This is a genomic window from Pantoea sp. F_5, from assembly GCF_008631595.1.
GTDB classification, from domain to species: domain Bacteria; phylum Pseudomonadota; class Gammaproteobacteria; order Enterobacterales; family Enterobacteriaceae; genus Pantoea; species Pantoea gossypiicola.
Window position 1 is genome coordinate 22,492 of record NZ_VWUO01000025.1, and the last position, 25,129, is coordinate 47,620.

Annotated in this window: 27 protein-coding genes; 17 read left to right on the forward strand and 10 right to left on the reverse strand. The window is 56.5% G+C overall.

Annotated elements, in window-relative coordinates:
- Window positions 1-38: 38 nt before the first annotated feature.
- Complete coding sequence (locus tag F3I44_RS21850; protein WP_150019635.1) at window positions 39-335, reverse strand: hypothetical protein; 297 nt, start codon at window positions 333-335, stop codon at window positions 39-41.
- Between the two features lie 243 nt (window positions 336-578).
- Window positions 579-704: a hypothetical protein gene (locus F3I44_RS24165; protein WP_255467298.1), complete on the reverse strand. Its 126-nt coding sequence runs from the start codon at window positions 702-704 to the stop codon at window positions 579-581.
- Window positions 705-764: 60 nt separating this feature from the next.
- Between F3I44_RS24165 and treZ the strand changes: the two genes are divergently transcribed.
- From treZ to F3I44_RS21870, 4 genes are all read left to right on the forward strand, one after another.
- Complete coding sequence (treZ, locus tag F3I44_RS21855; RefSeq protein ID WP_150012882.1) at window positions 765-2,549, forward strand: malto-oligosyltrehalose trehalohydrolase; 1,785 nt, start codon at window positions 765-767, stop codon at window positions 2,547-2,549.
- Window positions 2,546-5,074: a malto-oligosyltrehalose synthase gene (gene treY / locus F3I44_RS21860; protein ID WP_150012880.1), complete on the forward strand. Its 2,529-nt coding sequence runs from the start codon at window positions 2,546-2,548 to the stop codon at window positions 5,072-5,074. The genes treZ and treY overlap by 4 nt, the downstream gene beginning before the upstream one ends.
- A 58-nt stretch (window positions 5,075-5,132) precedes the next feature.
- Window positions 5,133-7,208: a glycogen debranching protein GlgX gene (glgX, locus tag F3I44_RS21865; RefSeq protein WP_150012878.1), complete on the forward strand. Its 2,076-nt coding sequence runs from the start codon at window positions 5,133-5,135 to the stop codon at window positions 7,206-7,208.
- Window positions 7,209-7,334: 126 nt separating this feature from the next.
- Entirely contained in the window at window positions 7,335-8,099 is a 765-nt protein-coding gene (locus F3I44_RS21870; protein WP_150012876.1) for an SDR family NAD(P)-dependent oxidoreductase, read from the forward strand.
- Window positions 8,100-8,198: 99 nt separating this feature from the next.
- Here the strand turns inward: F3I44_RS21870 and F3I44_RS21875 are convergent, their stop codons facing one another.
- Entirely contained in the window at window positions 8,199-8,474 is a 276-nt protein-coding gene (locus F3I44_RS21875) for a hypothetical protein (protein WP_033732518.1), read from the reverse strand.
- A gap of 543 nt (window positions 8,475-9,017) precedes the next feature.
- Between F3I44_RS21875 and F3I44_RS21880 the strand changes: the two genes are divergently transcribed.
- Window positions 9,018-9,557, forward strand: coding sequence for a TetR/AcrR family transcriptional regulator (locus F3I44_RS21880; RefSeq protein WP_150012874.1), 540 nt, complete (start codon window positions 9,018-9,020; stop codon window positions 9,555-9,557).
- Complete coding sequence (locus F3I44_RS21885; protein ID WP_150012872.1) at window positions 9,554-10,702, forward strand: MFS transporter; 1,149 nt, start codon at window positions 9,554-9,556, stop codon at window positions 10,700-10,702. Before F3I44_RS21880 ends, F3I44_RS21885 begins: the two co-directional genes overlap by 4 nt.
- Window positions 10,703-10,850: 148 nt before the next feature.
- Here F3I44_RS21885 and F3I44_RS21890 read toward each other — a convergent pair whose 3' ends face one another.
- Window positions 10,851-11,084 carry a hypothetical protein gene (locus F3I44_RS21890; RefSeq protein WP_150012870.1) on the reverse strand — a complete coding sequence of 78 codons (234 nt, stop codon included), beginning with the start codon at window positions 11,082-11,084 and terminating at the stop codon, window positions 10,851-10,853.
- A 288-nt stretch (window positions 11,085-11,372) separates the two neighbouring features.
- Between F3I44_RS21890 and F3I44_RS21895 the strand changes: the two genes are divergently transcribed.
- From F3I44_RS21895 to F3I44_RS21905, 3 genes are all read left to right on the forward strand, one after another.
- Window positions 11,373-11,894, forward strand: a complete 522-nt coding sequence (locus F3I44_RS21895; RefSeq protein WP_150019637.1) for a GNAT family N-acetyltransferase — start codon at window positions 11,373-11,375, stop codon at window positions 11,892-11,894.
- 104 nt (window positions 11,895-11,998) lie between these two features.
- Window positions 11,999-13,210, forward strand: coding sequence for a diguanylate phosphodiesterase (locus tag F3I44_RS21900; RefSeq protein ID WP_150012868.1), 1,212 nt, complete (start codon window positions 11,999-12,001; stop codon window positions 13,208-13,210).
- Window positions 13,211-13,437: 227 nt separating this feature from the next.
- Window positions 13,438-13,671 (forward strand): DUF4060 family protein, encoded by a 234-nt coding sequence (locus F3I44_RS21905; RefSeq protein WP_013357724.1) that lies wholly within the window; start codon window positions 13,438-13,440, stop codon window positions 13,669-13,671.
- A gap of 47 nt (window positions 13,672-13,718) precedes the next feature.
- On the opposite strand, the gene anmK is transcribed toward F3I44_RS21905, so the two are convergent.
- On the reverse strand, window positions 13,719-14,840 hold the full coding sequence (anmK, locus tag F3I44_RS21910) for an anhydro-N-acetylmuramic acid kinase (protein ID WP_150012866.1): 1,122 nt from the start codon (window positions 14,838-14,840) through the stop codon (window positions 13,719-13,721).
- Window positions 14,841-15,122: 282 nt separating this feature from the next.
- Here anmK and slyB point away from each other — a divergent pair, with 282 nt between their 5' ends.
- The gene (gene slyB, locus F3I44_RS21915) at window positions 15,123-15,590 is read left to right on the forward strand and encodes an outer membrane lipoprotein SlyB (RefSeq protein ID WP_150012864.1); all 468 of its coding nucleotides are present in this window, start codon (window positions 15,123-15,125) and stop codon (window positions 15,588-15,590) included.
- A gap of 40 nt (window positions 15,591-15,630) precedes the next feature.
- Here slyB and slyA read toward each other — a convergent pair whose 3' ends face one another.
- A complete protein-coding gene (gene slyA / locus F3I44_RS21920) occupies window positions 15,631-16,068 on the reverse strand; it encodes a transcriptional regulator SlyA (protein ID WP_010245551.1) in 438 nt (145 codons plus the stop codon).
- A gap of 150 nt (window positions 16,069-16,218) precedes the next feature.
- Here slyA and F3I44_RS21925 point away from each other — a divergent pair, with 150 nt between their 5' ends.
- From F3I44_RS21925 to F3I44_RS21935, 3 genes are read left to right on the forward strand one after another with little or no spacing between them, the layout of a single operon-like run.
- Complete coding sequence (locus tag F3I44_RS21925; RefSeq protein ID WP_150012862.1) at window positions 16,219-16,455, forward strand: DUF1656 domain-containing protein; 237 nt, start codon at window positions 16,219-16,221, stop codon at window positions 16,453-16,455.
- A gap of 5 nt (window positions 16,456-16,460) precedes the next feature.
- Entirely contained in the window at window positions 16,461-17,318 is an 858-nt protein-coding gene (locus tag F3I44_RS21930; RefSeq protein WP_150012860.1) for an HlyD family secretion protein, read from the forward strand.
- A complete protein-coding gene (locus F3I44_RS21935; protein WP_150012858.1) occupies window positions 17,315-19,315 on the forward strand; it encodes an FUSC family protein in 2,001 nt (666 codons plus the stop codon). Before F3I44_RS21930 ends, F3I44_RS21935 begins: the two co-directional genes overlap by 4 nt.
- Here F3I44_RS21935 and F3I44_RS21940 read toward each other — a convergent pair whose 3' ends face one another.
- From F3I44_RS21940 to F3I44_RS21955, 4 genes are all read right to left on the reverse strand, one after another.
- A complete protein-coding gene (locus tag F3I44_RS21940; RefSeq protein WP_150012856.1) occupies window positions 19,316-19,783 on the reverse strand; it encodes a hypothetical protein in 468 nt (155 codons plus the stop codon).
- 129 nt (window positions 19,784-19,912) lie between these two features.
- Complete coding sequence (gene sodC, locus F3I44_RS21945) at window positions 19,913-20,431, reverse strand: superoxide dismutase family protein (protein ID WP_150019636.1); 519 nt, start codon at window positions 20,429-20,431, stop codon at window positions 19,913-19,915.
- Window positions 20,432-20,515: 84 nt separating this feature from the next.
- Window positions 20,516-21,412, reverse strand: a complete 897-nt coding sequence (locus tag F3I44_RS21950; RefSeq protein ID WP_150012852.1) for an aldo/keto reductase family oxidoreductase — start codon at window positions 21,410-21,412, stop codon at window positions 20,516-20,518.
- 68 nt (window positions 21,413-21,480) lie between these two features.
- Window positions 21,481-21,720 carry a DUF1289 domain-containing protein gene (locus F3I44_RS21955; RefSeq protein ID WP_150012944.1) on the reverse strand — a complete coding sequence of 80 codons (240 nt, stop codon included), beginning with the start codon at window positions 21,718-21,720 and terminating at the stop codon, window positions 21,481-21,483.
- Window positions 21,721-21,894: 174 nt separating this feature from the next.
- Here F3I44_RS21955 and F3I44_RS21960 point away from each other — a divergent pair, with 174 nt between their 5' ends.
- The 4 genes from F3I44_RS21960 (at window position 21,895) to rnt (ending at window position 24,951) form a co-directional block, all read left to right on the forward strand.
- Window positions 21,895-22,491, forward strand: coding sequence for a TetR/AcrR family transcriptional regulator (locus F3I44_RS21960; RefSeq protein WP_150012850.1), 597 nt, complete (start codon window positions 21,895-21,897; stop codon window positions 22,489-22,491).
- A gap of 50 nt (window positions 22,492-22,541) precedes the next feature.
- A complete protein-coding gene (locus tag F3I44_RS21965; RefSeq protein WP_150012848.1) occupies window positions 22,542-23,639 on the forward strand; it encodes an alkene reductase in 1,098 nt (365 codons plus the stop codon).
- Between the two features lie 116 nt (window positions 23,640-23,755).
- Entirely contained in the window at window positions 23,756-24,163 is a 408-nt protein-coding gene (gene gloA / locus F3I44_RS21970) for a lactoylglutathione lyase (RefSeq protein WP_010245580.1), read from the forward strand.
- A gap of 119 nt (window positions 24,164-24,282) precedes the next feature.
- The gene (rnt, locus tag F3I44_RS21975; RefSeq protein WP_150012846.1) at window positions 24,283-24,951 is read left to right on the forward strand and encodes a ribonuclease T; all 669 of its coding nucleotides are present in this window, start codon (window positions 24,283-24,285) and stop codon (window positions 24,949-24,951) included.
- Window positions 24,952-25,129 lie beyond the last annotated feature (178 nt).

Genomic DNA, 25,129 nt, shown 5'->3' on the forward strand with positions numbered 1-25,129 from the left:
GACCTGCTGTGGCGGTCCCGCACCGCCACAGCAGGTCATTAACTCTTACTCAGCGCATAGTTCAGCACTTTGTCATTCTTCATCTGCACGGTCAGCGTCTGCCCTTCGGTGGTATTCAGGGTGCGCGCCTCACTGTAGGTCAACTTCAGCAACCGCTGACCGTCCGGGTAAGGCGTCTCACTGTCAGGCTGACCAAACAGCGCGATCAACTGGGCTTTGGTCGTCTGACCCGCATGAATCTGCTGCAGATTACGGTTGTCCAGCCGATGTCCGACCCGGTTAGAACAGGCGGAAACCAATAGCAGCAGCGTGACTAACAGAACGCGTTTCCTCACGTAATATCCTTTTGAAATGTTCAGCGCCGCAGATCCTCCAGCGTGACCTGCGCGATCGCGCTTAAGCTTATAGTGAATCCGCGCCATCCGGCAGGATTTTCTGGGCCAGCCCCCCATGATTTTCCCCTGCCAGAGGCCGATTCAGAGCAATTAACGCAAATTAATGCGCCTGAACCGCCTGCCGCCCTGCGACTGCAACATCTTAGTCTATGATTACTCTCTGTATGCCGCGTGGAAGCGGTCTCACTTTTTCTCTTCCCGCCGCATCACGCTGAATACCAGTCCAGCTTCCTGGCTGAAGAGGCGCGCCAGCCCACCTGGCATCCGGGTCTCACTGATAGCTTTACGATTTTTTGACGCTTGCGTCATCGACATCCTATTCGCGCGGTGGTCACCATCGCGTATTTCCAGGCTAAATGAGGCAACTGAATGGAATCCAAATCTTTTTCTAAAAGTTGGGGCGCTGAACGGGTTGCCAGTGACGAGGTGCGTTTCCGCCTCTGGGCAACCGGTCAGCAACGCGTGACGCTGCGTCTCGCCGGTAAAGACATTGAGATGACACCGCAGGCTGACGGCTGGTTTGAAGCCCGGGTCGCCGGTGTGGCTGCGAATGCCGAATATGATTTTGTGCTGGCGGATGGCACGGCAGTGCCCGATCCCGCCGCCCGCGCCCAGAAAGCGGAGGTCAACGGTCCCTCACTGGTGATCGATCCTGACGCGTATCAGTGGCAGAACACGAGCTGGAAGGGGCGTCCGTGGACAGAGTCAGTGGTCTATGAACTGCACATCGGCACCTTTACCCAGGAAGGCACCTTCCGGGCGGCGATTGAGAAATTGCCAATGCTGGCTGAGACCGGCATCACCATGATTGAAGTGCTGCCGGTGTCGCAGTTTGGCGGTAATCGCGGCTGGGGCTACGATGGCGTGCTGCTCTATGCACCGCATGCCGCCTACGGCTCACCCGATGATTTCAAAGCCTTTATCGATGCGGCGCACGGTCACGGCCTGTCGGTGGTGCTGGATATTGTGCTGAACCATTTCGGCCCGGAGGGCAACTATCTGCCGCTGCTCGCGCCAGACTTCTTCCATAAAGAGCGTCAGACGCCGTGGGGCGCCGGTATCGCCTATGACGTTGATGCGGTACGCCGCTATATCGTGGAAGCACCGCTCTACTGGCTGCAGGAGTTTAATCTGGATGGCCTGCGCTTTGATGCCATCGATCAGATTGATGACCCGAGCGAAAAGCATGTGCTGGTTGAGATTGCCGAGCGCATCCGCGCCACTATTACCGACCGCCCCATTCATCTCACCACCGAAGATTGCCGAAACGTTACCTTCCTGCATCCGCGCGACGAAAACGGAGACGCTCCGCTGTTTACCGGCGAATGGAACGATGACCTCCACAACGCCGTGCATGTGCTGGCAACCGGTGAAACTCACGCTTATTACCAGGATTTTGCTGACCAGCCGGCGCAGCGGGTAGCGCGAGCGCTGGCAGAAGGCTTTGTCTATCAGGGCGAAGTCTCAGCACAGTCGGGCGAGCCGCGCGGCGTGAAGAGCAGCAGCCAGCCGCCGGTCGCCTTTGTCGACTTCATCCAGAACCATGACCAGACGGGCAACCGCGCGCAGGGCGAACGGCTGGTCTCGCTGGCGGGTGCAGAGCGGACGCAGGTGCTGCTGGCCATGCTGCTGGTCTCGCCACACATTCCGCTGCTGTTTATGGGCGAAGAGTATGGCGAAACCCGACCGTTCCTGTTTTTCACCGATTTCCACGGCGATCTGGCTAAAGCGGTGCGTGAAGGTCGCGCCCGGGAGTTTGAAGGCCATGCCGGTCACGGCGAAACCGTGCCGGATCCTAACGATATCACCACCTTTGAACAGTCGAAACTCGACTGGCAGCGTACAGAAACGCCGGAAGGTCAGCAGTGGCTGGCGCTGACACGTCATCTGCTGGCGCTGCGTCAGGAACATATCGTCCCGCTGCTGCAGACCGCCGGCGGTGATGCCGGTCAGGTGGTGAAAACCGCAGACGATTTCCTGGCGGTGCGCTGGGACTTCCCGCAGGGCACGCTGTCACTGGCGCTGAACGTCGGCGACAGCACGCAGCCGATCCCCGATTTGCCGGGTGAAACGCTGTTTGCCTGGCCGCAGACCGCAACCGAACTGATTCCCAACGCTATCGTGGTGCGTCTGGCTAAGAGAGAAGCAGAATGACTATTCCAACCGCAACGTACCGCATCCAGTTCCGTAACGGCATGACCTTTGACCGTGCGGCGGCGCTGGTGCCCTACCTGAAACAGCTTGGCATCAGCCATCTTTATGCCTCGCCGGTCTTCAGCGCCACCGCTGAATCAACCCACGGCTATGACGTAACCGACGTTAACCAGATTGAGCCATCGATTGGTGGCCGGGAAGGTTTTGACCGCATGGTGGCCGCGCTGAAAGCGGCCGGGCTGGAGCTGATCCTCGACATCGTGCCGAATCATATGGCCGCCTCGCTGGAGAACCCGTGGTGGCGCGACGTCATTGAACATGGCGAACAGAGTCGCTATGCCACTTATTTCGATATCGACTGGTCTCGCCGCCTGACGCTGCCGTTCCTCGGTGACACCTTTGAGGCAGTACTGGAAAACGGTGATATCAGCGTGCAGCGCGATCCGCAGACTGGCAAACCGGCGCTGGCCTACTTCGACAATTTCTATCCGCTGAAACCTGAGACCTGGCAGGATCGGGAAGAGGCGGTGCTCGCCCTGCGCGATGCCGCAGAGATCGCCGAACTGCACGACCAGCAGCCGTGGCGACTGATGTCCTGGCGCGACGCGCCCAACGACCTCTCCTACCGCCGTTTCTTTGAAGTGACCGGTCTGGTGGGCGTGCGCGTGGAAGACAAAGCCGTCTTTGATGCCGCCCATCAGCTGATCCTCGAACTGGTTCACAGCGGCGCGGTGCAGGGATTGCGCGTCGACCACGTGGATGGCCTGGCCGATCCGCGCGGCTATCTGGAGCAGTTACGCCAGGCTGCCGGTCCCGACTGCTATCTCACCGTGGAGAAGATCCTCGGCGACAATGAACAACTGCCTGAAGAGTGGCCGGTTTCCGGCACTACCGGCTATGAGTTTATGGCCGCGCTTGCCAATCTGCTGGTCGACAGCGATCGCCTGAGCGGACTGCGTAAAGCCTATCAGGCCGTGATTGGCAAAAGCGTCGACATGAAAGCGGAGCTGCGTGCTGCCAAGCTGCTGATGGCGAACCGCAACTTTGCTGGCGAATTTAACCGGTTACTGCAACTGGCACTGAAGATTGCTGAGGCAGAAGGCACGACTCAGCCGGAAGCGGAGCTGAAAAATGCCCTGCGTGAGCTGCTGGTCGCCTTCCCGGTTTACCGCACCTATGGCACGCCGGAAGGCCTGACGCCAGCCGATACTGCACTGCTGGACCAGGTGGTCAGCGACGTAAAAGCCAGCGACCACGCGCCTGATACGCAGGCGCTCGACTTCCTGACCCGCATTCTGCGTGCAGAGGTGGGTGATTCCGCCCGTGACGATGCCACGCAGTTCCGTACCCGCTTCCAGCAGCTGACCGGCCCGCTGATGGCGAAATCGGTAGAGGACACCCTCTTCTTCCGGCAGCACATGGCGCTGGCCTTAAATGAGGTGGGTGCTGAGCCGCTGGCGCGCCACTTCTCGCTGGATCAGTTCCACGCGGAGATGCAGGCAAGGCGTGAGCATCAGCCCGATGCGCTGTCGGGCACCTCAACGCACGATACCAAGCGCGGCGAAGATGCCCGTGCGCGGCTCTATACCCTGACCGAAGCGCCACAGCGCTGGGCGGAGTGCGTGAGCCGCTGGCGGGAGATGAACGAGGATCACGTCGTACGCCTGAAAGATGGCCCCGCACCGGAACCGGCCGTGGAATGGATGCTGTACGAAGCGCTGGCCGGCGTCTGGCCGACCACGCTGCAGCCGCAGGATGCGGAAGGTCTGGCGGCGCTGGAAGCCCGCTTTGTGGTCTATGTTGAGAAAGCGATGCGTGAAGCCAAACTGCGCACCGACTGGGCCGACAATAACGATGACTATGAAGAGGCGGTGCTGAGCTATGCCCGTCATCTGCTTGCGCCCGGCAACCGCACCTTCCTGACTGATTTCTGTCAGTCGTTGCAACCCTTTATGCGCGCCGGACTGGTCAACAGCCTCACCCAGACCGTAGTGAAGCTTACCGCACCAGGCGTACCCGATATTTATCAGGGCAGCGAGGCGCTGGACTTCAGCCTGGTCGATCCCGATAACCGCCGCGAGCCTGATTTCGACGCGCTGGCGGCGATGCTTAACGCGCCACAGCACGATGACAGTGAGACGCACTGGCTGCGCGGTCAGGTCAATCAGCAGGCGATTGTGAAACTGCTGGCGCTACGACAGCAGCAGCCTGCGCTGTTCCGCTACGGTGACTACCTGCCGCTGTCCGCAGAAGGGGCGCAGCAGGATAACGTGCTCGCCTTTGCCCGCACCCGTGAGGATCAGGCAGTCATCGTGATTGTCTCACGCCGGGTCTTTAACGCATTGCCAGAGAATCTCGATCAGCCGTCTGAGGCACGCTGGGCTGATACGCATATCGCTCTGCCCGCGGCACTCGCTCAGCGCGGCTATCAGGACGTGCTGAGCGGTAAAACCTTGAATGCAGGTGACCAGCTGCCGCTTACCGCACTGGCGTCGCAGTGGTGCGCCGTGCTGGTGGCACAGTGAAGTCGGGAAGAATTTTGTTTATTACGCGTCAATCTGTTCATTGAATAACGAGGCATAAATGTCAAACAGTCAGCGTTTTGAAATTACGGCGGGTTACAGCCATGTGCTGGGGGCCAATTTTGATGGCCAGGGCGTAAACTTCGCCCTGTTCAGCGCCCACGCCGAGCGGGTTGAACTCTGTCTGTACGATCCCAGCGGCAAAACGGAAATTGCCCGGCTGGAGCTGCCGGAATATACCCATGAAGTGTGGCACGGCTACATTCCGGGCCTGAAGCCCGGCGCGCTCTATGGCTATCGCGTCTATGGCCCTTATGACCCGGAAAATGGTCATCGCTTTAACCCGAACAAGTTGCTGCTCGATCCCTACGCCCGTGAACTGGCGGGCGACATCGCCTGGAACGAGGCGCACTTCGCGTACGATCTCTATCACGATGATAAAGATCTGACGTTCGACACCCGTGACAGCGCGCCGTTTACACCTAAGTGCCGGGTAATCGACCCTGATGAATTCGACTGGCAGGATAAAAACCGCCCGAATGTGCCGTGGCCGAAAACCGTCATCTATGAAACCCACGTGAAAGGTTTTACGCAGCTCAACACCGCACTGCCACCGGAGCTGCGCGGCACCTTTGATGGTATGGGCCATAAAGCGACCGTCGACTACATCAAAAGTCTGGGCATTACCTCCGTCGAGCTGCTGCCGGTGCACTGGTTCCCGGACGATCAGCACCTGCTGGATAAGGGGCTGAAAAACTTCTGGGGCTACAACACGCTGGGCTTCTTTGCGCCCGCGACCCGCTACTTCGGGCCGCGCGGCATTCAGGGCTTCCGTGACATGGTGCGCGCCTTCCACGACGCCGGTATTGAGGTCATCCTCGACGTGGTCTACAACCACACCGCCGAGGGTAATGAGCTGGGTCCGACGCTGTCATTTAAAGGCATCGATAACTTCTCCTATTACCGTACGATGCCCGACCAGCATCGTTACTACATCAATGATACCGGCACCGGCAACACCGTGAACACCTCACATCCGCGCGTGCTGCAGATGGTGCTCGATTCGCTGCGCTACTGGTCTGAGTCGATGCATATCGACGGCTTCCGTTTCGACCTCGGTACGATTCTGGGGCGCGAACCGGATGGTTTCGACCCGCGTGGCGGCTTCTTCGATGCCGTGATGCAGGACCCGATCCTGTCGCGGAAAAAGCTGATTGGTGAACCCTGGGATATCGGTCCCGGCGGCTATCAGGTGGGCAGTTTCCCGCCAGGCTGGGCAGAATGGAACGACCAGTATCGCGACACGGTGCGTGACTACTGGAAAGGTAACAACGTCTCTACCGACTTCGCCGCCCGCCTGCTGGGTTCCGGTGACCTCTACGACCAGCACGGTCGGCGTCCGTGGGCCAGCGTCAACTTCATTACCGCCCACGACGGCTTCACGCTCAACGATTTGGTGTCGTACAACGACAAACATAACGATGAGAATGGTGAAGATAACAACGACGGTCACAACGACAACCGCTCTTACAACTATGGCGTTGAAGGCCCGACCGATGACGAAGGCATTAACGCGGTGCGCGAGCGACAGAAACGCAACTTCCTCGCTACGCTGATCTTCTCCCACGGCACGCCGATGCTGCTGGCAGGCGACGAGTTTGGCCGCAGCCAGATGGGCAACAACAACGGCTACTGCCAGGACAGCGAAATCTCCTGGGTACACTGGGATAACCTGCCGGAATCCGCAGAGGCGCTGCGCGAGTTCACCCGTCAGATCCTGACATTGCGTGCTCAGCAGCCGTTGCTGCGCCGTGAAAACTGGCGCGACGGCATGGATATTAAGTGGTTTAACGCCGGTGGCGGCTTCCAGCAGAGTGAGCAGTGGGATGAAGGCTCAACGCTGGGCGTCTATATCGGCCGACCGGATCTGCAGACCGAGGAAGGCATCTGGCATGACGTCCTGATGCTACTTAACCCGTTCGAAGGCAATGTGCCCTTCCGCATTCCGCAGTTTGGCGAAGGCGGCTGGGTGCTGGAGCTGACCACCAGCGACGTGACGAAGCGGGGTCTGGTTATCACCAAAGAAAAAGATTTCGAGCTGGAAGGACGCAGCTTCGCCCTGTTCAGACGTCCCTAGTCGCTGAACAGGTTAACGATCAGGCATCAGGCGCAGCGCATTTCGCGCTGCGCTTGTTTTTTTGCCGATCGCTGCCAGGCTTAACCGGTTGTTAACAGTAAGGATTGATGCTGATAAGGAGGCATAATGTCCAGATTTACACAGAAAGTTGTGGTTGTGACAGGTGCCGGATCCGGCATTGGCGAAGCCAGCGCAAAGCGCTTTGCTGAAGAAGGGGCATCCGTGGTGCTGGTGGGACGCACCCGACAGAAACTGGAAGAGACGCTGGCTGAAATGACGGCGGGCGATCACCTGGTGGCGGCCTGCGACGTCTCAGAAGCCGAACAGGTTAAACAGCTGTCAGAAACGGTACTGAAGAAGTATGGCCGTGTAGATGTGCTGGTAAATAATGCGGGCGTTATCGTGCAGGGCCGCATCCATGAAGTCGACCTCGACGCATGGAAAACCCTGATGAAAACTGACCTCGACGGCGTTTTCCACGGTGTTCACTACTTCATGCCAGCGCTGCTGAAGAGCAAAGGTAATGTCGTCAACATTTCCTCCGTTTCCGGCTTAGGCGGTGACTGGGGTATGAGCATCTACAACGCCGCTAAAGGGGCGATTACCAACTTCACCCGTGCGCTGGCGATGGATTACGGTGCGGATGGCGTGCGGGTCAATGCCATCTGCCCTGGCTTCACCTTTACCGATCTGACTGAAGATGCCAAACAGGATCAGGAACTGCTGGAGCGTTTTTACGATCGTATTCCGCTGCGCCGTGCCGGTGAAGCGGATGATATCGCTCACGCGATTCTCTTTATTGCCAGCGATGAAGCCAGTTATATTACCGGCGTCAATCTGCCGGTTGATGGCGGCATTACCGCCTCAAATGGCCAGCCTAAACAGGCATAAGTATCAGGGCAGCGTATTACGCTGCCTTTTTTATTTTCGACGCCCCGCCCAGTTAATTCCCTTTATTCTCTTTTACTGCTGCCATTTAATTTCAGTGAATTAATGTTTTGGCGTGTGACGGGTTGGCGTGGCCGCCCGGGCCGGTTTAATTGCCGTGCTGGTCGTGGTCGGGCAAATAAAGGTGCTCAGGCAGGCATTACACAATATGGCATTGGCGTGATGGACTTTCGCCACCGCCAGCGCCTGCTGTCGGGTATAAAGCGAACCAATAAAAACGCGTTTATCGTTCTTTGACAGATTAACGCAACCTTCTTTGTGTAAAATCCATCCACCCATGGGACGCGGGCACAGATAATAATAGCTGGCTTTGAGCATGGTAGTCATCCTGATAGTTGCTGTATGTATCGTAAAAAACGAACCAAAATTCGTAAGAGTTTTTATTTGTAATCTGAAGTTTTATTAAACTAACTGAGAATTATCCCTAAAACCACTTTATTGCGTAACTCAAACCGACTTTGAGAATATGCCCTTTTCAGCCACGATTATCGCTTCAGGCATTCAGCGCGCTTAAACTTCCCGTCCCGCTTTACAGCTCCGCTTACATTTAGGGTTCTAATGCATCAATAAAAAAACAGCAGCCAAAAAAAGCATTATAAAATAATTACTTATAAATTTCCCTGCTGTAGCCAGCCTGATATGTCACGGTCGTTATGATTAGAGCCACAACAAACGACATTAACCGCCGCAGGGGTACTTATGAGTATTGATAAACTGAGGCTGATAAAGCGTGAAAGCGGCAGAGCGCCTCTCTTTTAGCGAAGCGGTGAGACAGGCAAAGTCAGGGGTTTATCAATAACGGCGGGAGTAATTAACCGTAACTGGCTTGAAAAAGTAAAACGATCGGTTTACTTTTAAGAAATGAAAAAGAGAGACGATATTCTTCAGGCCGCCGAGCGGCTCTTCTATACCCATGGCTTCCACGCCACCAGTACCGATCAGCTCTGTCGCGAAGCGGGCGTCTCAACACGCACGCTTTATCATCATTTCGCCTCTCGCGAAGCACTTACCGCCGCGGTGCTTAACGCCCGCGAGCAGCGTTTTATGGCGGCGCTGCTGCCAGCGCAACAGCCTGAGGCAATCGCGCATCTGTTTGCCGTGCTGGTTGAGTGGACGATATTAAACGGCGCGCGTGGCTGCTTCTTTCTGAAAGCCTGGGGAGAGTATGCCGAGCGGGATAGTGAGCTGGCATCTCAGGCACTGGCCTTTCGCGCCACGATGCGTGCTTACATTACGCAATGCGTGACGCATCTGCGCGGCGACGTTAATCAGCAGCTGAGTGATGCCATCTGGATACTGTTTGAGGGGGCGATTACCACAGCGCTGATTACCGGTCCTGCCGCTGTGCGGCAGGCGGAACAGGTCGCCAGCCAGTTATTGAAGTGTGGTGCGGTCAGATGAGGTCACCCGCCGCGCTGGCGCTGACCGGCTTTAGCCTGATTGCTGTGACTTACGGCATGGCGCGCTTCTCGTGGGGGTTGATGCTGCCTTCGATCTCAGCAGATATTCCGTTCAGCCCGCAGCAGGCGGGATTACTGTCAGCCTGTAGCTTTGTGGCCTACTGCCTCACTATTCTCACCGCAGCCGCACTGGCAGACCGCTATGGTGCCCGACTGACTGCGCTGCTGGCGGCCCTGAGTGCAGCGTCAGGGCTGCTGCTGCTCGCCTGTGCCTCCTCACCGCTACTGCTGGCGACAGGTCTGTTTGTTGCCGGATTGAGTTCAGGGCTGGCATCGCCCGCTCTGGCCGCGGCAGTCAGTAACCGGATTGCGGCTGCCGATCAGCCGCGCATCAATACCCTGATCAACGCCGGCACCAGCGCAGGTATCATTCTGACCGTGGTGATCCTGAGCGTGCTACCTGGCGGCTGGCGTGCCGCCTGCCTGCTGTTCGCCCTGCTGTCCCTGGCCTGTCTGCTGCCGGTGATGCGCGTGCTGTCGGTTCATGCGGCTGGTCGCGCCGCCCGCGTCAGCCGCGGGTTCCCGCGTCTTTACGGTCACGCTATGCGGCGACTGATGGGCATAGCGCTGGTTTCAGGGCTGGTCAGTGCAGCCTGGTGGAGCTTTGGGTCGGCGCTGCTGCGCCAGCATGTCGGCGTTGATGCAGAGACCGCCCGTTTACTCTGGCTGGTTGCCGGAGGTGCAGGCATTGTGGGTGCCGCAACCGGCCCGGTCGCTGCCCGTATCGGGCTGAACGCAGTTTATCGGCTGTCATTGTGCGGGATGGCATTGCCACTGCTGGTTCTGGCCTTCAGTCACGGTGAATCTGCCGGTTTACTGATTGCGGTGGCCTGTTGCGGCGCAGGTTACGTCACGCTGTCGGGCGTCTTGCTGGTATGGGGAGCACAGGCCACGGCGGAAGAGCCGGCGACAGGCGTCGGTATCCTGTTTTTTATGCTGGCAGTCGGTCAGGTTGCGGGATCGCTGCTGTTTGGTCAGCTTTACGCCGCGCTGGGTGCCATTACGGCTTTAGCGCTGTTTGCACTCAGTGCCCTGATCCTGCTGTTTATTACACCGTCGCAGAATAGTGACGCCTCAGATGAATAAGCCGTAAATAACGCACAGCATCGTAAAGCGTGGCGGGAATTAACTGATGATGTTATTTACCAGACAGCGTGAAACATAACTGTCCGGCTCATCAGGAATGATCATGTCAGTTTTATAATTAAATGGATAAAGGCAGCACCGAAGCTTTTCAGATCGCGCGGATATTGTTAATCCGTGGATTGACCTTCTGCTGAAGTAAATCTTCATCGGGCCCCAGATAATAAGGCACCGCACACTGTTTACCATCTTTGGTAAAAATAATCTGATTATCCTGCAGGAATAACGCCGTAAAATGGCCCAGTACTATCCCATTTAATTCGAAGCAATGATTTCGTGCTGCACGCAGCCCCTGCTTACTATTCAGAAAATCAACAAATCGCATCACGCTGCGCCTCCCGTCAATTAATTAACTCTATCGGAACGGCACAGATAATAGCCTTAAGCCCGGGACGGATCATCCGGCTGACGCTGTTTTCAGAATAGGCTTAACCGCCATTCAGTAGCGGGACTCAATCGGCAGGAAGGCGTCTCTCTGTTTCGCCAGGCGTTCTCCTGGAGGAAGCGCCCATAATAAAATTGCTAACGCGCACGAGAATTATATTGCACGCTCTGAGCGCCCGCTATACCGTTGTTTTCCAACAGGTGCAGACGATCAGGGCAAAACCACATGATGGAAATTTTTGATGCAGATGAACGCCATATCCCGGCGATACAGCAGATCTACGCCTGGCATGTCCTTAACGGCACCGGCTCATTTGAGACCGTGCCCCCGGACGCTGTAGAGATTGGCGAGCGGATGCGCAAGATTCAGCAGGCGGGGCTGCCGTGGTTCATCGCTGTCAGCGACGGCGACGTACGTGGATTTTGCTATCTCGCACCTTATCGCCCGCGCTACGCCTATCGGCATACGCTGGAAGACTCGATTTATACCGATCCCGGTTTTCAGAAGCGTGGTGCCGGCTCCCGTCTGTTAGATCATGCCATTACGTGGGCTGAACAGGCAGGGTTTCGTCAGATGATCGCCAACGTGGGCGACAGCGAGAACCGGGGTTCGATTGCTGTGCATCAGGCAGCAGGTTTTGAGATGACAGGCATCCTGCGATCGGTGGGGTTTAAACAGGGCCGCTGGCTGGATACCGTTTTCATGCAACGTTCTCTGGGAACCGGCGATACCACGCCGCCAGTTGATTAAAATAATAGCGTCATAATAAGAAAGTCATACTGGCCCTCGTTTTCCCCAGGAGAAGCTTCTGGTAAGGTGCCTTAACAAAAAGATAAAAAATTCCGGAACCCTTTATGTTGTCGACACTCATCTATCGCAGCCACATCACTGAACATGTGCAGCTCGAGACCCTGAATGATTTGGCGCGAAAAGCGAATAAAATCAATAAATCGTCCGATGTCACCGGAATTTTACTGTTCAATGGCACGCATTTTTTCCAGCTTCTGGAAGGCCCGGAGGCCGCCGTGAAGGCGGTTTATAGCCGGATTTGCCAGGATCCGCGCCACCACAATCTGGTCGAACTGCTGCGCGATTACGCCCCGGCGCGACGTTTTGGTCATGTTGGTATGGAGCTGTTCGATCTGCGGCTGCACGATCAGGAAACCGTGCTCGAGTCAGTGCTGGAAAAATGCACGACGAAATATCAGATGACCTATGCCGATCGCGCGCTGCAATTCCTGCGCACCTTTGTTGAAGCGCGCGAAAAAGAGAACTATTTCGAAATCCCTGCCGCCAGCGGCTGGACGTTTATTCGTAACGAGACAGAGCAGCGTGAAGGCGATGCGGCGCTGGTGGCTGCGGATGAAGTCAGCTTTGCGTTTCAGCCTATTGTTGATCCCTTCGCCTGCGAGATCGTTTCGCTGGAAGCACTGCTGCGCGGTCCGCAGGGGGAATCGCCGCTCGACTATTTTGCCCGCCTGACACGCGAACAGCTTTATCAGGTCGATCTTCGGTCAAAAAAGATCGCCTTCGCTCAGGCGAAGAAGCTGGGGATTGAGGGGATGACCCTGTCGATCAATCTGCTGCCGATGACGCTGGTAGAAGTGCCCGACGCTGTCTCCTTTTTGCTGGATGAGATGGCGGCCCAGGGACTGGTGCCAGAGCAGGTCATGGTTGAGTTCACTGAGAATGAAATCATCTCACAGCCGGAGGCATTTGAAGCCGCCATCAGACAACTGAAAGCGGCCGGGATCAGCCTGGCGCTGGATGATTTCGGTGCCGGTTTTGCCGGGCTGTCGCTGCTGACCCGCATTCAGCCCGACAAGATTAAGATTGACCGTGCCATCATCTCTGACGTGCATAAAAGTGGGCCCAAACAGGCGATCATTCACGCCATTCTGAAATGCTGCGCCTCTCTGGAGATCGGTGTGATCGCCGAAGGCATAGAACAACCGGAAGAGTGGATGTGGCTTGAAGCCGCGGGCGTGACCCAGTTTCAGGGCTTCCTGTTCTCTGAGCCTGAACTGAATGGCGTTGCGGCCGTCGCCTGGCCGGAGCTGATTTAACCCCTGCGATTTGGATGAATTTACACTTCCCTGCCTTGCTGGATCATCCGGCTGCTGCTAAATAATTTACAGCGCCGGAGGATCATCTTTCTGTCATCTCTCCGCGTCACAGTCAGTCATGAACCCATCAGTGATTAAATGTTTAGCAGTCAGATGTTCAGTGTTTAGGCCAGCGCTACGCGCCATTACGTGCGACGTGACTCCAGGGACAGCATTTGAGGAACTGAATGAAGCAAATCATCCGCGGTGATAAAGAACCCTCCCATATCCTGGCAGCGACCCGTGCGCTCGAAGCGCACTACGCCCGCTACGGAGAAGGTAATAAGTACCACCCCATCATCTATTCCATCGCCTACCGCAGCCGGTTTTATCAGGTTGAGGTGATTACCCGACGTGAAACCATGGTTGCCACGGTGATTACCGGGGTTCGTAATCTGACACATCTCTCCGGTGCCGCCTGACGGCCGCCTGTAACATCAGGGGGCAAAACCTGCCCCCGACCTCCCGCTTAGCGTTGATAGAGAACGTTGGCCGGATAGATTGCGCCAATTACGCTTTTTTCCCGTGCGCCTGTCACCGCAGGCAGATTGCCCGGCAAGCCGGAGAGCGTGCGAAATGCCAGCCACGCAAACGCCAGCGCTTCCATATCATCACCACTGATACCCGCCGCATCGGTGGTCGCCACTTCCGTTCCGGGAAGGTGCGCCGCCAGCCGCGTCATCAGCAGTGGATTGCGACTGCCGCCGCCGCACACCAGCAGACGATCGCAGCCATCATTGAGTAACACCTGCTGTGTGATGGTGATAGCGGTCAGCTCCACCAGCGTGGCCTGCACATCCTGCGGTGCCAGACCCGGAAAATAGCGCAGATGTTGCTCCAGCCAGCCCAGGTTGAAGTGTTCGCGCCCGGTGCTCTTCGGCGGCGGCAACGCAAACCAGGGTTCACGTAACAGCGCCTCCAGCAGTGCCGGGATCACCGATCCGCTGCGCGCCCACTGCGCATCTCTGTCATAAGGCTGCCTTTGATTCCGCCAGATCCAGGCGTCGAGCAGCATATTGCCGGGACCGGTATCAAAGCCACGTACCGCCTGACCCGGGATCAGCAGCGAGAGATTGGCAATGCCACCAATATTCAGCACCATGCGGCGTTCCGTGGCATCCATCAGCAGCGCCTGATGAAAAGCGGGTACCAGCGGCGCGCCCTGCCCGCCCAGCGCCATATCACGACGGCGGAAATCGCCCACCACGGTGACGCCGGTTACCGCGACAATCTGGTTATTGTCACCAATCTGCAGCGTGTTCGGCGCGTCACTCTGGGGCTCATGCCAGACGGTCTGACCATGACAGCCAATCGCTGTGATATCGCTGGCCTCCAGCGATTCGCGCTTCATTAATGTCACCACAGCTTCTGCAAACAGCTGGCCGAGGCGGGTATCAAGCTGGCCGAGCTGTGACAGCGTCAGGGATTGTCCCTGGCAAATCCCCAGAATGGCCTGACGCAGCGCAGGTGGCATCGGATGGCAGTAACTCGCCTGCTGCGCCACCATATTCTCATCAATGGCGGCCAGCACAACATCCACGCCATCCAGGCTGGTGCCTGACATTACCCCGATATAGCGTCCTGATTTCATAACCATTCCTTACTTCCGGCGGGAAGTGCGATTCATCTGCGGCTAGCCTGACAAATAATGATCGCTAATTCTATGATTAAATTCTTTTTATCCGAACGTGCTAACCCGTAACGTTGCGGGACTATTTTTAAAAGACAATTGAATTATTGTTGATCTTACATAGTCTATGCTTCGTCCAACCGTGTTTTATTCGGACAGGGATTAATTTGCCAGTTTTGTGTCTTATACTGTGTGCAGGATACAGCGATAAACGTGGCGCCTTCTCGACTAAAGGAGTTTCAAATGATTAAGCGTGTAATTGTGGTCGCTCTGGCCGGTGCGATGCTGGCAGGTTGTAGCAATACCAGTACGCTGTCGGGTGATACCTACAGTGCCAGTGAAGCGAAGCAGGTGCAGAGCGTGTCGTACGGTACTCTGGTCTCTGTGCGTCCGGTGAAAATCCAGGGCGGTGATGAGAGCAACGTCATCGGTGCAATCGGTGGTGCGGTGCTGGGTGGCTTCCTGGGTAACACCATTGGTGGCGGTAGCGGACGTAGCCTGGCGACAGCCGGTGGTGCGGTTCTGGGCGGCGTAGCAGGCCAGGGCGTACAGGGCGCAGTCAATAAAACCGATGGCGTTGAGCTGGAAATCCGCAAGGATGATGGCAACACCATCATGGTAGTTCAGAAGCAGGCTGCCTCACGTTACTCCGTTGGCCAGCGTGTAGCGATGGCGTCCAACGGCAGCCAGGTGACGGTTTCACCTCGCTAAGGCTGCAAAACAAAAAACCGACGCGCAGGCGTCGGTTTTTTTATTTCTCTTTGTGCTGAAGTTCGAGAATGTTTTTCTCAAGTCGGGCAATCAGCGTCACCATCTGACTGATCTCTTCCCGACTGATGCCGGACAGGATGTCATCCCGCGTCTCATCAATCACACTCTCAACCTGTTCAATAATCGGCTCAGCCTGCTGCGTGAGCTTAATGCGTTTAGCACGACGATCGTTGGCGCAGGTCGAACGGGTAATCAGTCCTTTCTCTTCCAGCTGATCCAGCGTCCGCACCAGAGAAGGCTGTTCAATACCAATCGCCTTGGCTAACTGAATCTGCGACTGTTCGGGCGGCAGTTGATGAATATTATGCAACGTCACCCAGTGAGTCTGAGTCAGCTCAAGCGGTTTGAGCCGCTGATCAATCAGCGCGCGCCAGATGCGCACCAGGCGAGATAAATCCGTTCCGAGAGGCGTATCCATTTCATCTCCTTATAATTAGCTTGCTAGCTATCAAGCCAGATTTTACACTATTCTGCGAGTTTACAGGACAAATTACAAATCCCGGACCAGGCTACGATTACGCGGTAGCGCGTTCAGTCTGCCGTTTGGGTTAACGAAGGATGTTATCACGTGATCACTCCTGCTTTTTCAGGTGCGAAACCGCTAACCGAACTGGTCGTGGGCGCCTCGCTTTTTTTCCCCCCGATATTCAAAGCGGTACTGCTCGGCTTCTTTTTCTGGCTGCTGATTCACCCGCTGGTGCGCGGCTGGATCTACTCCGGTGATGTCTGGCATCCCACCCTGTTTGATCTCTCCCTGTTTGTGCTGTGCGTTACCGCCGCACTCTGGCTTATCGGTCACGGATAATCGATATGAAATTTAACGCGATAAAATATTTCTCAACGCTGATTGTTTTTGCGCTGGCGCTGCTGGCTGCTGGCTGGCTGTGGAACTACTACATGCAGTCGCCCTGGACGCGTGACGGGAAAGTACGGGCAGAGCTGGTGGATATCACGCCTCAGGTGTCGGGCCGGATTACGCAGCTGAAGGTCAAAGATAATCAGTTCGTGCATCAGGGCCAGCTGCTGTTAACGCTGGACCCGGTGCCATGGCAGATTGCGCTCGACAACGCTGCCGCTCAGCTTAGCAAAGCGCAGGCGGACCTGGCGAAAGCCCAGCATGAATATAACCGGCGCAGCAGCCTGCCGCGCAACATCATCTCCGCTGAGGATCTCGATGCGGCACGCTTAAGCGCGGAAGCCGCCGCCGCCAGTGCCAAAGCCGCACAGGCGGAGCTGGAGCGGGCGCGCTGGAATCTGCAGCAGACGACACTGACCGCACCGACAGATGGCTGGATCACGAATCTTATGCTTCGTCCCGGCAACTATGCGACGGCGGGATCGCCCCTGTTTGCGCTGGTCGACACTCACTCTTACTACGTCATGGGCTATTTCGAAGAGACCAAGCTGCGCCATATTCACACCGGGGCGGCGGCTCAGGTGGTGCTCTACAGTAATGGCATGCGGCTGCAGGGCCAGGTGGACAGCATTGGCCGCGCTATCTATGACCAGAGCATTGAGACTGACAGCGGCCTGGTACCCGATATCAAACCCAATGTGCCCTGGGTGCGGCTGGCGCAGCGGGTGCCTGTGCGCATTCGTCTCGATACGCTACCGGCTGATGCCGATCTGGTGGCCGGCACCAGCTGCACCATCACCATCCAGCCATGAATTTTCAGTGGCTGGCCTGGGATCAACTGCCCTGGATTAAGGCGAACGCCGGTCAGTGGCGCTATGCGTTGCGAAATGCTATCGCGATGTGTCTGGCGCTGAGCATCGCCTATGGGTTGGATCTTGATGAGCCTTACTGGGCGATGACCTCTGCCGCCGTAATCAGCTTTCCTACCGTGGGCGGCGCAATCAGTAAAAGTCTGGGCCGCATCGTCGGCAGTCTGCTCGGGGCCAGCGCCGCCCTGCTGATTGCCGGACATACCCTGAATGAACCCTGGCTGTTTACCTTTGCGATTGCCGGCTGGCTCGCGCTCTGCACTGGCATTGCAAACCACTACCAGAACAACGTCGCCTACGCCTTTTCGCTGGCGGGCTACACCGCCGCTATTATCGCCTTCAGCAGCGTCAATATCACTGATATCACCTCATTGTGGACCATCGCCCAGGCACGCGTCTGTGAGGTGATCTCCGGTATTCTGTGCGCCGGTTTGATGATGATGGTGCTGCCGAGCACCTCCGACGGCGAAACGCTGATTACCTCACTGAAACAGATGCATGCGCGATTGCTCGAACATGCGCTATTACTGCTGCAGCCCTCGGCCAGCGACACTATTCGCACCGCACATGAAAACGTCATCAGCCAGATCCTGACCATGAACCTGCTGCGGATTCAGGCGTTCTGGAGCCATTACCGTTTTCGCCGACAGAACAACGTCCTGAACTATGTGCTGCACCAGCAGCTACGACTTACCAGCGTGCTCTCCAGCCTGCGCCGCATGTTGCTGAACTGGCCCGACGCGCCTGAGGCGCTGTTTGAGGCAGTGCAACAACTGCTGGCGGAGCTGGCGAAACCGGCGTGTGATAAATATCGTCTGGCGCAAATTCTGCGCAGCGTGACGCCTGCGGCAGATGGGGACTACCGGCAGCGTGCCTTTTGTCAGCGGCTGCGCTACTTCTGCTGGATGTACCTCAACGTGCTGCGCTGGATCCGTCTGCTGGAGCGCGCCGATGCCGATACCCGCTTTCAGCCGCCGCCGGTTCCGGCGCTGGCGCGTGACAGTGACAGTGCCGAAGCGGGCTGGAGCGCCCTGCGCACTTTCTGTGTGATTGTACTGGGCTGCGCCTTCTGGATTAACACGCAATGGTCTTCCGGTGCCTCGGCGCTCACTCTTACCGCCATTGCCTGCGTGCTCTATGCCTCTGCCCCCTCACCTGGCGGCAGCGTCACGCTGCTGCTGAAAACGCTGCTGTGGCTGTTTGCATTTAGTTTTGTGATGAAGTTTGGCCTGATGGTGCAGATCGGTCAGCTATGGCCGTTTTTACTGTTTCTGTTTCCGCTGCTGGTGACGCTGCAACTCTTCAAGCTGCAGCAGAAACAGCGCGCCGGGATGTGGGGGCAGTTCATCGTATTTATGGGCTCGTTTATCGCGGTGACGAACCCGCCCACCTGGGATTATCAGGACTTTTTTAACGATAACATCGCCAAAGTCTGCGGGGTGCTGCTCGCCTGGCTGGCGTTTCAGATTCTGCGGCCCAGCTCCGATGCACGGCGCAGCCGGCGGCATATCCGGGCGCTGCGGCTGGCGTTTCTCGATCAGCTGCGGCAACGGCCACGGCTCAGCGAGAGCCGCTTTGAATCGCAGATTTATCATCGCATCAGCCAGCTCAGCCATAGCCGGGATGAGCAGGCGCGCGTCTGGCTTCTGCGCTGGGGCGTGGTGCTGCTCAACTGTTCGCATATCGTCTGGCAGTTACGTGAATGGCGTGCCAGTTCGGTAACGCTGATGACATTTCGCGATAACAGCCTGCAGAATTTACAGCAGATTATGAGCAGCCGCGGCGTACGGCACAATTCACTGGATCAGATGCTGTCGGAACTGGAAGCGACGATTACCGCGTTGCTGGCACTGGAGAACAACGAAGCCAGCGAACTGGCGGGGATTATCTGGCGGTTACGCTGTTCGCTGGCCCAGCTGAAGCAGGCTGTGCCAGCGTAATTACTGGCAGTATTGCTGTTGCTGCCGGTTAAAATCATCCTGCAGCTGTTGCAGCGTTTTGTGGCCCTCGAAGCGGGTTTTATCCATCTCGGTCATCGGTTCAATCACCAGCGCTTTCTCATCAGGTGAGAAGATAAAACGGCGTGTCAGTTCGCTGCCGGTAAAACTCTGACCGTGAATGCCACCGCACACCATGGTCATGGTGCGGCGATAGATCGTGGTGTCAGTGAAATTGGTTTCAGTGGCACTGCGAAAGACCTGATCGCACCCCTGCGCTTCCAGCTTGCGCACCATGTTGCGGCTGAGCCATTCACGACCTTTGGCGATCTTTTCACAGGTGACACGCATCTTGCTGGTATCAATGGTGCGCTGAAGTTCCCGTCCGGTTTCAGTGACCAGTTGCGTATCATTGGGTTTATCGCATCCCACCAGCAGCAGACACAGCAGTAATGCGCCCTTGAATTTCATTTTCCTGCTCCTTCCCCATCACGCTTTCTTACCTGAATCAATATCATAGGGTGGAAATGACGGGGATGGTATAACAATTCATAAACAGGCGGGATAAAAAAGGGCGGCTATCGCCTGCCGCCCGGTAATTCAGATAACGCCGCAGGCATAACGCGCCCCGCCGCCGCCCAGCGGTGCAGGATGATCGGCATGATTATCCGCGCCGGCATGCACCATCAGTGCTTTACCTTTGATCTCTTTTAAGGACTTCAGCCGTGGTGCCAGCACCGGATAGGTGGCGTTGCCTTTCTCATCAACATAAATCGCGGGCAGGTCGCCCAGGTGACCTTCAGCATAAGGCCCCAGATGTTTGCCGCTGTTCGCCGGATCAAGGTGACCGCCAGCCGCACCGGCGACGACCACTTTGCCTTCAGATTCGCCTGGCTCACAGCTGCCTTTAGCATGAACATGAAAACCGTGAATGCCTGGCTTAAGTCCCTGCAGATCCGGCGTAAACTGCAGACCATACCGGGTCTCGTCAATCTTAACGGTACCCAGCGATTTTCCAATCCCTTCAGCGGTAACCTGATGGATCGTAACCTGCTCACTGGCAGCCTGCGCTGAGCCGCAGGCGATTAGTGCAAAAAGCGCAACTGCTTTCATTTTCATGGTGTCTCCATTTGTCTCCCAGGGTTTGAGATAAGTCTGGCCGCTGTTGCACTATTTTGCCGAAGATTGACGCAGTTTTACGCTTCAGGGAACATCAAATCCCAGCGCCGCTTTGCGAATACGGAACCACTGCTGCCGGGACAGGGATAAATTCAGTGACCCGGCGGCTTCAGTGACCCGCGCAGCTTTGCCTGAACCAATGATGGGCAACGGTTGCGACGGCAGCATCAGTATCCAGGCATAAACCACCTGTTCCAGACTGGTCGCACCGGTTTCCTGCCGCACCACCTCCAGTTCGTTACGCAGTGGCTGGAAGTGAGGATCGTTAAACAGACGGCCGCCGCCGAGACAGGACCATGCCATCGGACGAATGCGCAGTTGCTGGCACTGATCCAGGGATCCATCCAGCAGCACGCTTTGCTGCACGGGTGAAATCTCCAGCTGGTTAGTGACCAGCGAGAACGGCAGACGCGATTGCAGCAGTGAAAACTGGGATGGCGTGAAATTCGAGACGCCAAAATGCAGCACTTTTCCGCTTTGATGAAGTGCCATAAAGGCTTCAGCTACTTCGTCAGCCGCCATCAGCGGATCGGGGCGATGGATCAGCAGCAGATCGAGACGATCGGTATGGAAATGGCGAAGCGAGTTTTCAGCACTCTGCACGATATGATTTTTGTCGGTAATGTAGTGCCCAATATGATGCTCAGGCCGGGCGCGGGTGGCGATGCCGCATTTGGTCACAATCTGTAGCCGATCGCGCAGTCCGGGAGCCAGCTTCAGCGCCTCACCAAAAGCTGCCTCACATTGGTAGTCGCCGTAAATGTCCGCATGATCAACGGTGGTAATGCCAAGCCTCAGATGGTGCTCAATAAACGCAACCCGCTCCTGCGGCGACATGCCCCACTCCATCAGACGCCAGTACCCCATAACCAGCGGTGAAAAATCGGGGCCCTGTAAAGCGATGGCTTGCAGTTCTGACATGACGTTCTCCCTGTTGCGCGTTGGCTGTAATTAATGTGTCAGAGAGTATAACGGAAAGCGGAAAGTCGTCAGAATAACTCCGGCTGTTGTGGCTCTGGTGGCTCGTCGCTTTTCTGCTGCCGCAGCAGGCGCAGACGACGCTGCTGACAGAGACGAATGACCTCCCGCTTTTGCGCATCGCTGAAGCGAAGCCAGTTAAACCGCTCATCGCGGCTGCGTAAACATCCCAGGCAGTAGCCGCGCGCATCCGTCTGGCAGATGCCGCGACAGGGGCTGGGAACCGGGAAAAACTCAAGCTGCTCGGCCACCATGACTCCGGATTAACAGAATAAACAGACCAGTAAAAAGCGTAGCCTGGATGCGCAGGAATTAAGCTATGCCCCGTCAGAATTATCCTTTTCTCTCACGGGTGAGTGAACACTCTGTGCCAAATGTACGGTGCAGCGTTGCATTAGACCAACCGGTCTACTACTCTCTCTGCCATGAATAAGACGCTACAACGCAACGAAACCCGCGAACACCTGCTCCAGACAGGTGAACAGCTCTGTCTGCAACGCGGCTTTACCGGAATGGGACTCAGCGAACTGCTGACGCAGGCGGCGGTGCCCAAAGGCTCCTTCTACTACTACTTCCGATCTAAAGAGGCGTTTGGCGTGGCGTTACTGGAACGCTACTTTGTGCGTTATCTGCAGGATGTTGAGTTACAGCTCAACCAGACAGACGGCACGCCGCGTGAACGTCTGCTTAACCATTTTCGTGCTGCCGTTGAGCTGTTTGTGCAGCAGGGACATATTGTCGGTTGTCTGGGCGTGAAAGTTTCTGCGGAGGTCTGCGACCTTTCAGAGCCGATGCGTGATGCACTGCAGCAAGGTGCAGCAAAGATTACCGCGATCTATGCCCGGACGCTGGTTGCCGCAGAGCAGCAGGAGTCACTGAGCCTGCCGCATCCCCCCGCGCAGATGGCTGAGTTACTGTCGCTGCTGTGGCTGGGTGCCAGCCTGCAGAGTAAAATTTCCCGCGAGGCGCAGCCACTGCGTCTGGCACTGAGTACCATCGAACAGTGGCTTAAATGCCACTGATTTTTAAAAAACATGTTTGTAGACGACTGGTCTACTAATCAGGAGCTATTATGGCGAGTACCCAGCTGTTTCGTCCGCTGAAAGTCGGCGCAATTACCGTCCCAAACCGCGTATTTATGGCACCGCTGACCCGTCTGCGCAGCATTGAGCCTGGCGACATCCCTACCCCGATGATGGCGGAATATTACCGTCAGCGCGCCACTGCTGGTCTGATCATCACTGAAGCGACCCAAATCTCTTTCCAGGCAAAAGGCTATGCCGGTGCGCCAGGCCTGCATACTCAACCGCAGATTGCGGCATGGAAAGCGATTAACGAAGGTGTCCATCAGGCGGGCGGTCATACCGCAGTGCAGTTATGGCACACCGGTCGTATCTCTCATAACAGCGTACAGCCGGAAGGCAAAGCACCGGTTGCACCATCCGCCATTGCTGCGGGTACCCGTACCTCACTGCGTGCTGAAGATGGCAGCGTCTATCGCGAAGACACGTCTGTACCGCGCGAACTGACAGTGCCAGAGATTCAGCAGATCGTGGCTGATTTTGGTCAGGCTGCGGCGAACGCACGTGAAGCAGACTTCGACCTGCTTGAGCTGCACTCCGCGCACGGCTACCTGATGCACCAGTTCCTGGCACCGGGTTCAAACCAGCGCACCGACGAATATGGCGGCAGCATCGAAAAACGCGGTCGCTTTGCGCTGGAAGTGGTCGATGCGGTGATCGCCAACTGGTCAGCCGATCGCATTGGTATCCGTGTCTCGCCTATCGGCAGCTTCCAGAATCTGGACAACGGTCCGGACGAAGAAGAAGCAGCGCTGTGGTACATCGGCGAGCTGGCAAAACGCAACATCGCCTATCTGCATCTCTCAGAACCAGACTGGGCCGGCGGCAAGCCTTACACCGACGCATTCCGTCAGAAAGTACGCGATCTCTTCCCGGGTGCCATCATTGGTGCCGGTGCTTACACCGTTGAGAAAGCGGACGATTTGATTGGTCGCGGTCTGATCGATGCGGTTGCGTTTGGTCGTGATTACATTGCTAACCCGGATCTGGTTGAGCGTCTCCAGCAGGATGCCCCACTCAACCCACAGCGTCCGGAAAGCTTCTACGGCGGCGGCGCGGAAGGTTATATCGACTACCCGACGCTGTAATCCGTTTGGGCTGCCGTCCGGGACGATGACGGCAGCCATTATTCAATGGCGATTTTCGTCGCTATACTTAGCGCCTGGGTCATCCGGCGATGGCGTTTTATTTAAAAGAGGATGTTATGCGTTTACTTCATACCATGCTGCGCGTTGGCGATCTGCAACGTTCAATCGATTTCTACACCCGCGTGCTGGGCATGCGCGTGCTGCGTCAGAGCGAAAACACCGAATATAAATATACCCTGGCATTCGTGGGCTACACCGACGAAAGCGAAGGTGCTGTGATCGAGCTGACCTACAACTGGGGCGTTGACAAATATGACCTCGGCGATGCTTATGGCCATATCGCGCTGGGCGTCGATGACGCAGCAGCAGCCTGCGAACGTATCCGCAAAGATGGCGGCAACGTGACCCGTGAAGCGGGCCCGGTCAAAGGCGGCTCCACCATTATTGCCTTTGTTGAAGATCCCGATGGTTACAAAATCGAGCTGATCGAAAACAAAGATGCCGGTAACGGCCTGGGCAACTAAACCTGCCTCTCAGTCCGCCTGAACAGGTGGGCTGAATCCCTTCTCTGCGCTTCATCTGCTGCACCCGGCCCTGTTTTTTGCCATAATACGCGCTGCCCTTTTCCTGCAACGAGATCCTGATGTCTGAATCGAATTCCCCTAATGCACTCAATCAACGTTTCCGTGGCTTCTATCCGGTGGTGATCGACGTTGAAACCGCTGGTTTCAATGCGCAAACCGATGCGTTACTGGAGATTGCCGCTATCACGCTGAAAATGGATGAAGAGGGATGGATTCAGATTGACCAGACGCTGCATTTCAACGTCGAACCCTTTGTCGGCTCGCTTTTGCATCCGGAAGCGCTGGCCTTTACCGGTATCGATCCGAATAATCCGCTGCGCGGCGCAGTCAGTGAATATGAGGCGCTGCATGCCATTTTCAAAATGGTTCGCAAAGGCATTAAAGACAGCGGCTGCAATCGCGCCATTATGGTGGCCCACAATGCCACGTTTGACCTGAACTTTATGTCAGCAGCAGCAGAACGTGCCAGCCTGAAGCGCAATCCATTTCATCCGTTTGCCACCTTTGATACCGCGGCGCTGAGCGGACTGGTGCTGGGTCAGACGGTGCTGGCGAAAGCCTGTATTGCGGCGGGAATGGAGTTTGACAGTACGCAGGCGCATTCTGCGCTGTATGACACTCAGCAGACAGCGACACTGTTCTGCGAGCTGGTAAACCGCTGGAAACGGTTAGGCGGCTGGCCACTCCCCTTTGCCGAGGGCGACGCAGACGCCTGCGCCTCCGCATAAGGGATGCCGTAACGAAAAAGGCCGACATTGCGTCGGCCTTTTTTTATTCTGTGACCCGTCCTGAATAGCGTTGACACATTTACCCGGTGTTTTCAGGAGAATGTGATGAAACAGTATGTTAAACGTACACAACGCGATTACTCTCTGTCTTTTAAACTGGCTGTCGTTGAGCAGGTTG

Excerpts from the sequence above, each read along its gene's own strand:
- F3I44_RS21950 (WP_150012852.1), bottom strand. The coding sequence starts at position 21,412 with ATGTCAGAACTGCAAGCCATCGCTTTACAGGGCCCCGATTTTTCACCG.
- F3I44_RS21885 (WP_150012872.1), top strand. The coding sequence starts at position 9,554 with ATGAGGTCACCCGCCGCGCTGGCGCTGACCGGCTTTAGCCTGATTGCT.
- gloA (WP_010245580.1), top strand. The coding sequence starts at position 23,756 with ATGCGTTTACTTCATACCATGCTGCGCGTTGGCGATCTGCAACGTTCA.
- F3I44_RS21940 (WP_150012856.1), bottom strand. The coding sequence starts at position 19,783 with ATGAAATTCAAGGGCGCATTACTGCTGTGTCTGCTGCTGGTGGGATGC.
- F3I44_RS21930 (WP_150012860.1), top strand. The coding sequence starts at position 16,461 with ATGAAATTTAACGCGATAAAATATTTCTCAACGCTGATTGTTTTTGCG.
- slyB (WP_150012864.1), top strand. The coding sequence starts at position 15,123 with ATGATTAAGCGTGTAATTGTGGTCGCTCTGGCCGGTGCGATGCTGGCA.
- F3I44_RS21960 (WP_150012850.1), top strand. The coding sequence starts at position 21,895 with ATGAATAAGACGCTACAACGCAACGAAACCCGCGAACACCTGCTCCAG.
- rnt (WP_150012846.1), top strand. The coding sequence starts at position 24,283 with ATGTCTGAATCGAATTCCCCTAATGCACTCAATCAACGTTTCCGTGGC.
- slyA (WP_010245551.1), bottom strand. The coding sequence starts at position 16,068 with ATGGATACGCCTCTCGGAACGGATTTATCTCGCCTGGTGCGCATCTGG.
- F3I44_RS21890 (WP_150012870.1), bottom strand. The coding sequence starts at position 11,084 with ATGCGATTTGTTGATTTTCTGAATAGTAAGCAGGGGCTGCGTGCAGCA.
- F3I44_RS21895 (WP_150019637.1), top strand. The coding sequence starts at position 11,373 with ATGGAAATTTTTGATGCAGATGAACGCCATATCCCGGCGATACAGCAG.
- F3I44_RS24165 (WP_255467298.1), bottom strand. The coding sequence starts at position 704 with ATGACGCAAGCGTCAAAAAATCGTAAAGCTATCAGTGAGACCCGGATG.
- sodC (WP_150019636.1), bottom strand. The coding sequence starts at position 20,431 with ATGAAAATGAAAGCAGTTGCGCTTTTTGCACTAATCGCCTGCGGCTCA.
- F3I44_RS21870 (WP_150012876.1), top strand. The coding sequence starts at position 7,335 with ATGTCCAGATTTACACAGAAAGTTGTGGTTGTGACAGGTGCCGGATCC.
- F3I44_RS21900 (WP_150012868.1), top strand. The coding sequence starts at position 11,999 with ATGTTGTCGACACTCATCTATCGCAGCCACATCACTGAACATGTGCAG.
- treZ (WP_150012882.1), top strand. The coding sequence starts at position 765 with ATGGAATCCAAATCTTTTTCTAAAAGTTGGGGCGCTGAACGGGTTGCC.
- F3I44_RS21880 (WP_150012874.1), top strand. The coding sequence starts at position 9,018 with ATGAAAAAGAGAGACGATATTCTTCAGGCCGCCGAGCGGCTCTTCTAT.
- anmK (WP_150012866.1), bottom strand. The coding sequence starts at position 14,840 with ATGAAATCAGGACGCTATATCGGGGTAATGTCAGGCACCAGCCTGGAT.
- F3I44_RS21875 (WP_033732518.1), bottom strand. The coding sequence starts at position 8,474 with ATGCTCAAAGCCAGCTATTATTATCTGTGCCCGCGTCCCATGGGTGGA.
- F3I44_RS21905 (WP_013357724.1), top strand. The coding sequence starts at position 13,438 with ATGAAGCAAATCATCCGCGGTGATAAAGAACCCTCCCATATCCTGGCA.
- treY (WP_150012880.1), top strand. The coding sequence starts at position 2,546 with ATGACTATTCCAACCGCAACGTACCGCATCCAGTTCCGTAACGGCATG.
- glgX (WP_150012878.1), top strand. The coding sequence starts at position 5,133 with ATGTCAAACAGTCAGCGTTTTGAAATTACGGCGGGTTACAGCCATGTG.
- F3I44_RS21965 (WP_150012848.1), top strand. The coding sequence starts at position 22,542 with ATGGCGAGTACCCAGCTGTTTCGTCCGCTGAAAGTCGGCGCAATTACC.
- F3I44_RS21935 (WP_150012858.1), top strand. The coding sequence starts at position 17,315 with ATGAATTTTCAGTGGCTGGCCTGGGATCAACTGCCCTGGATTAAGGCG.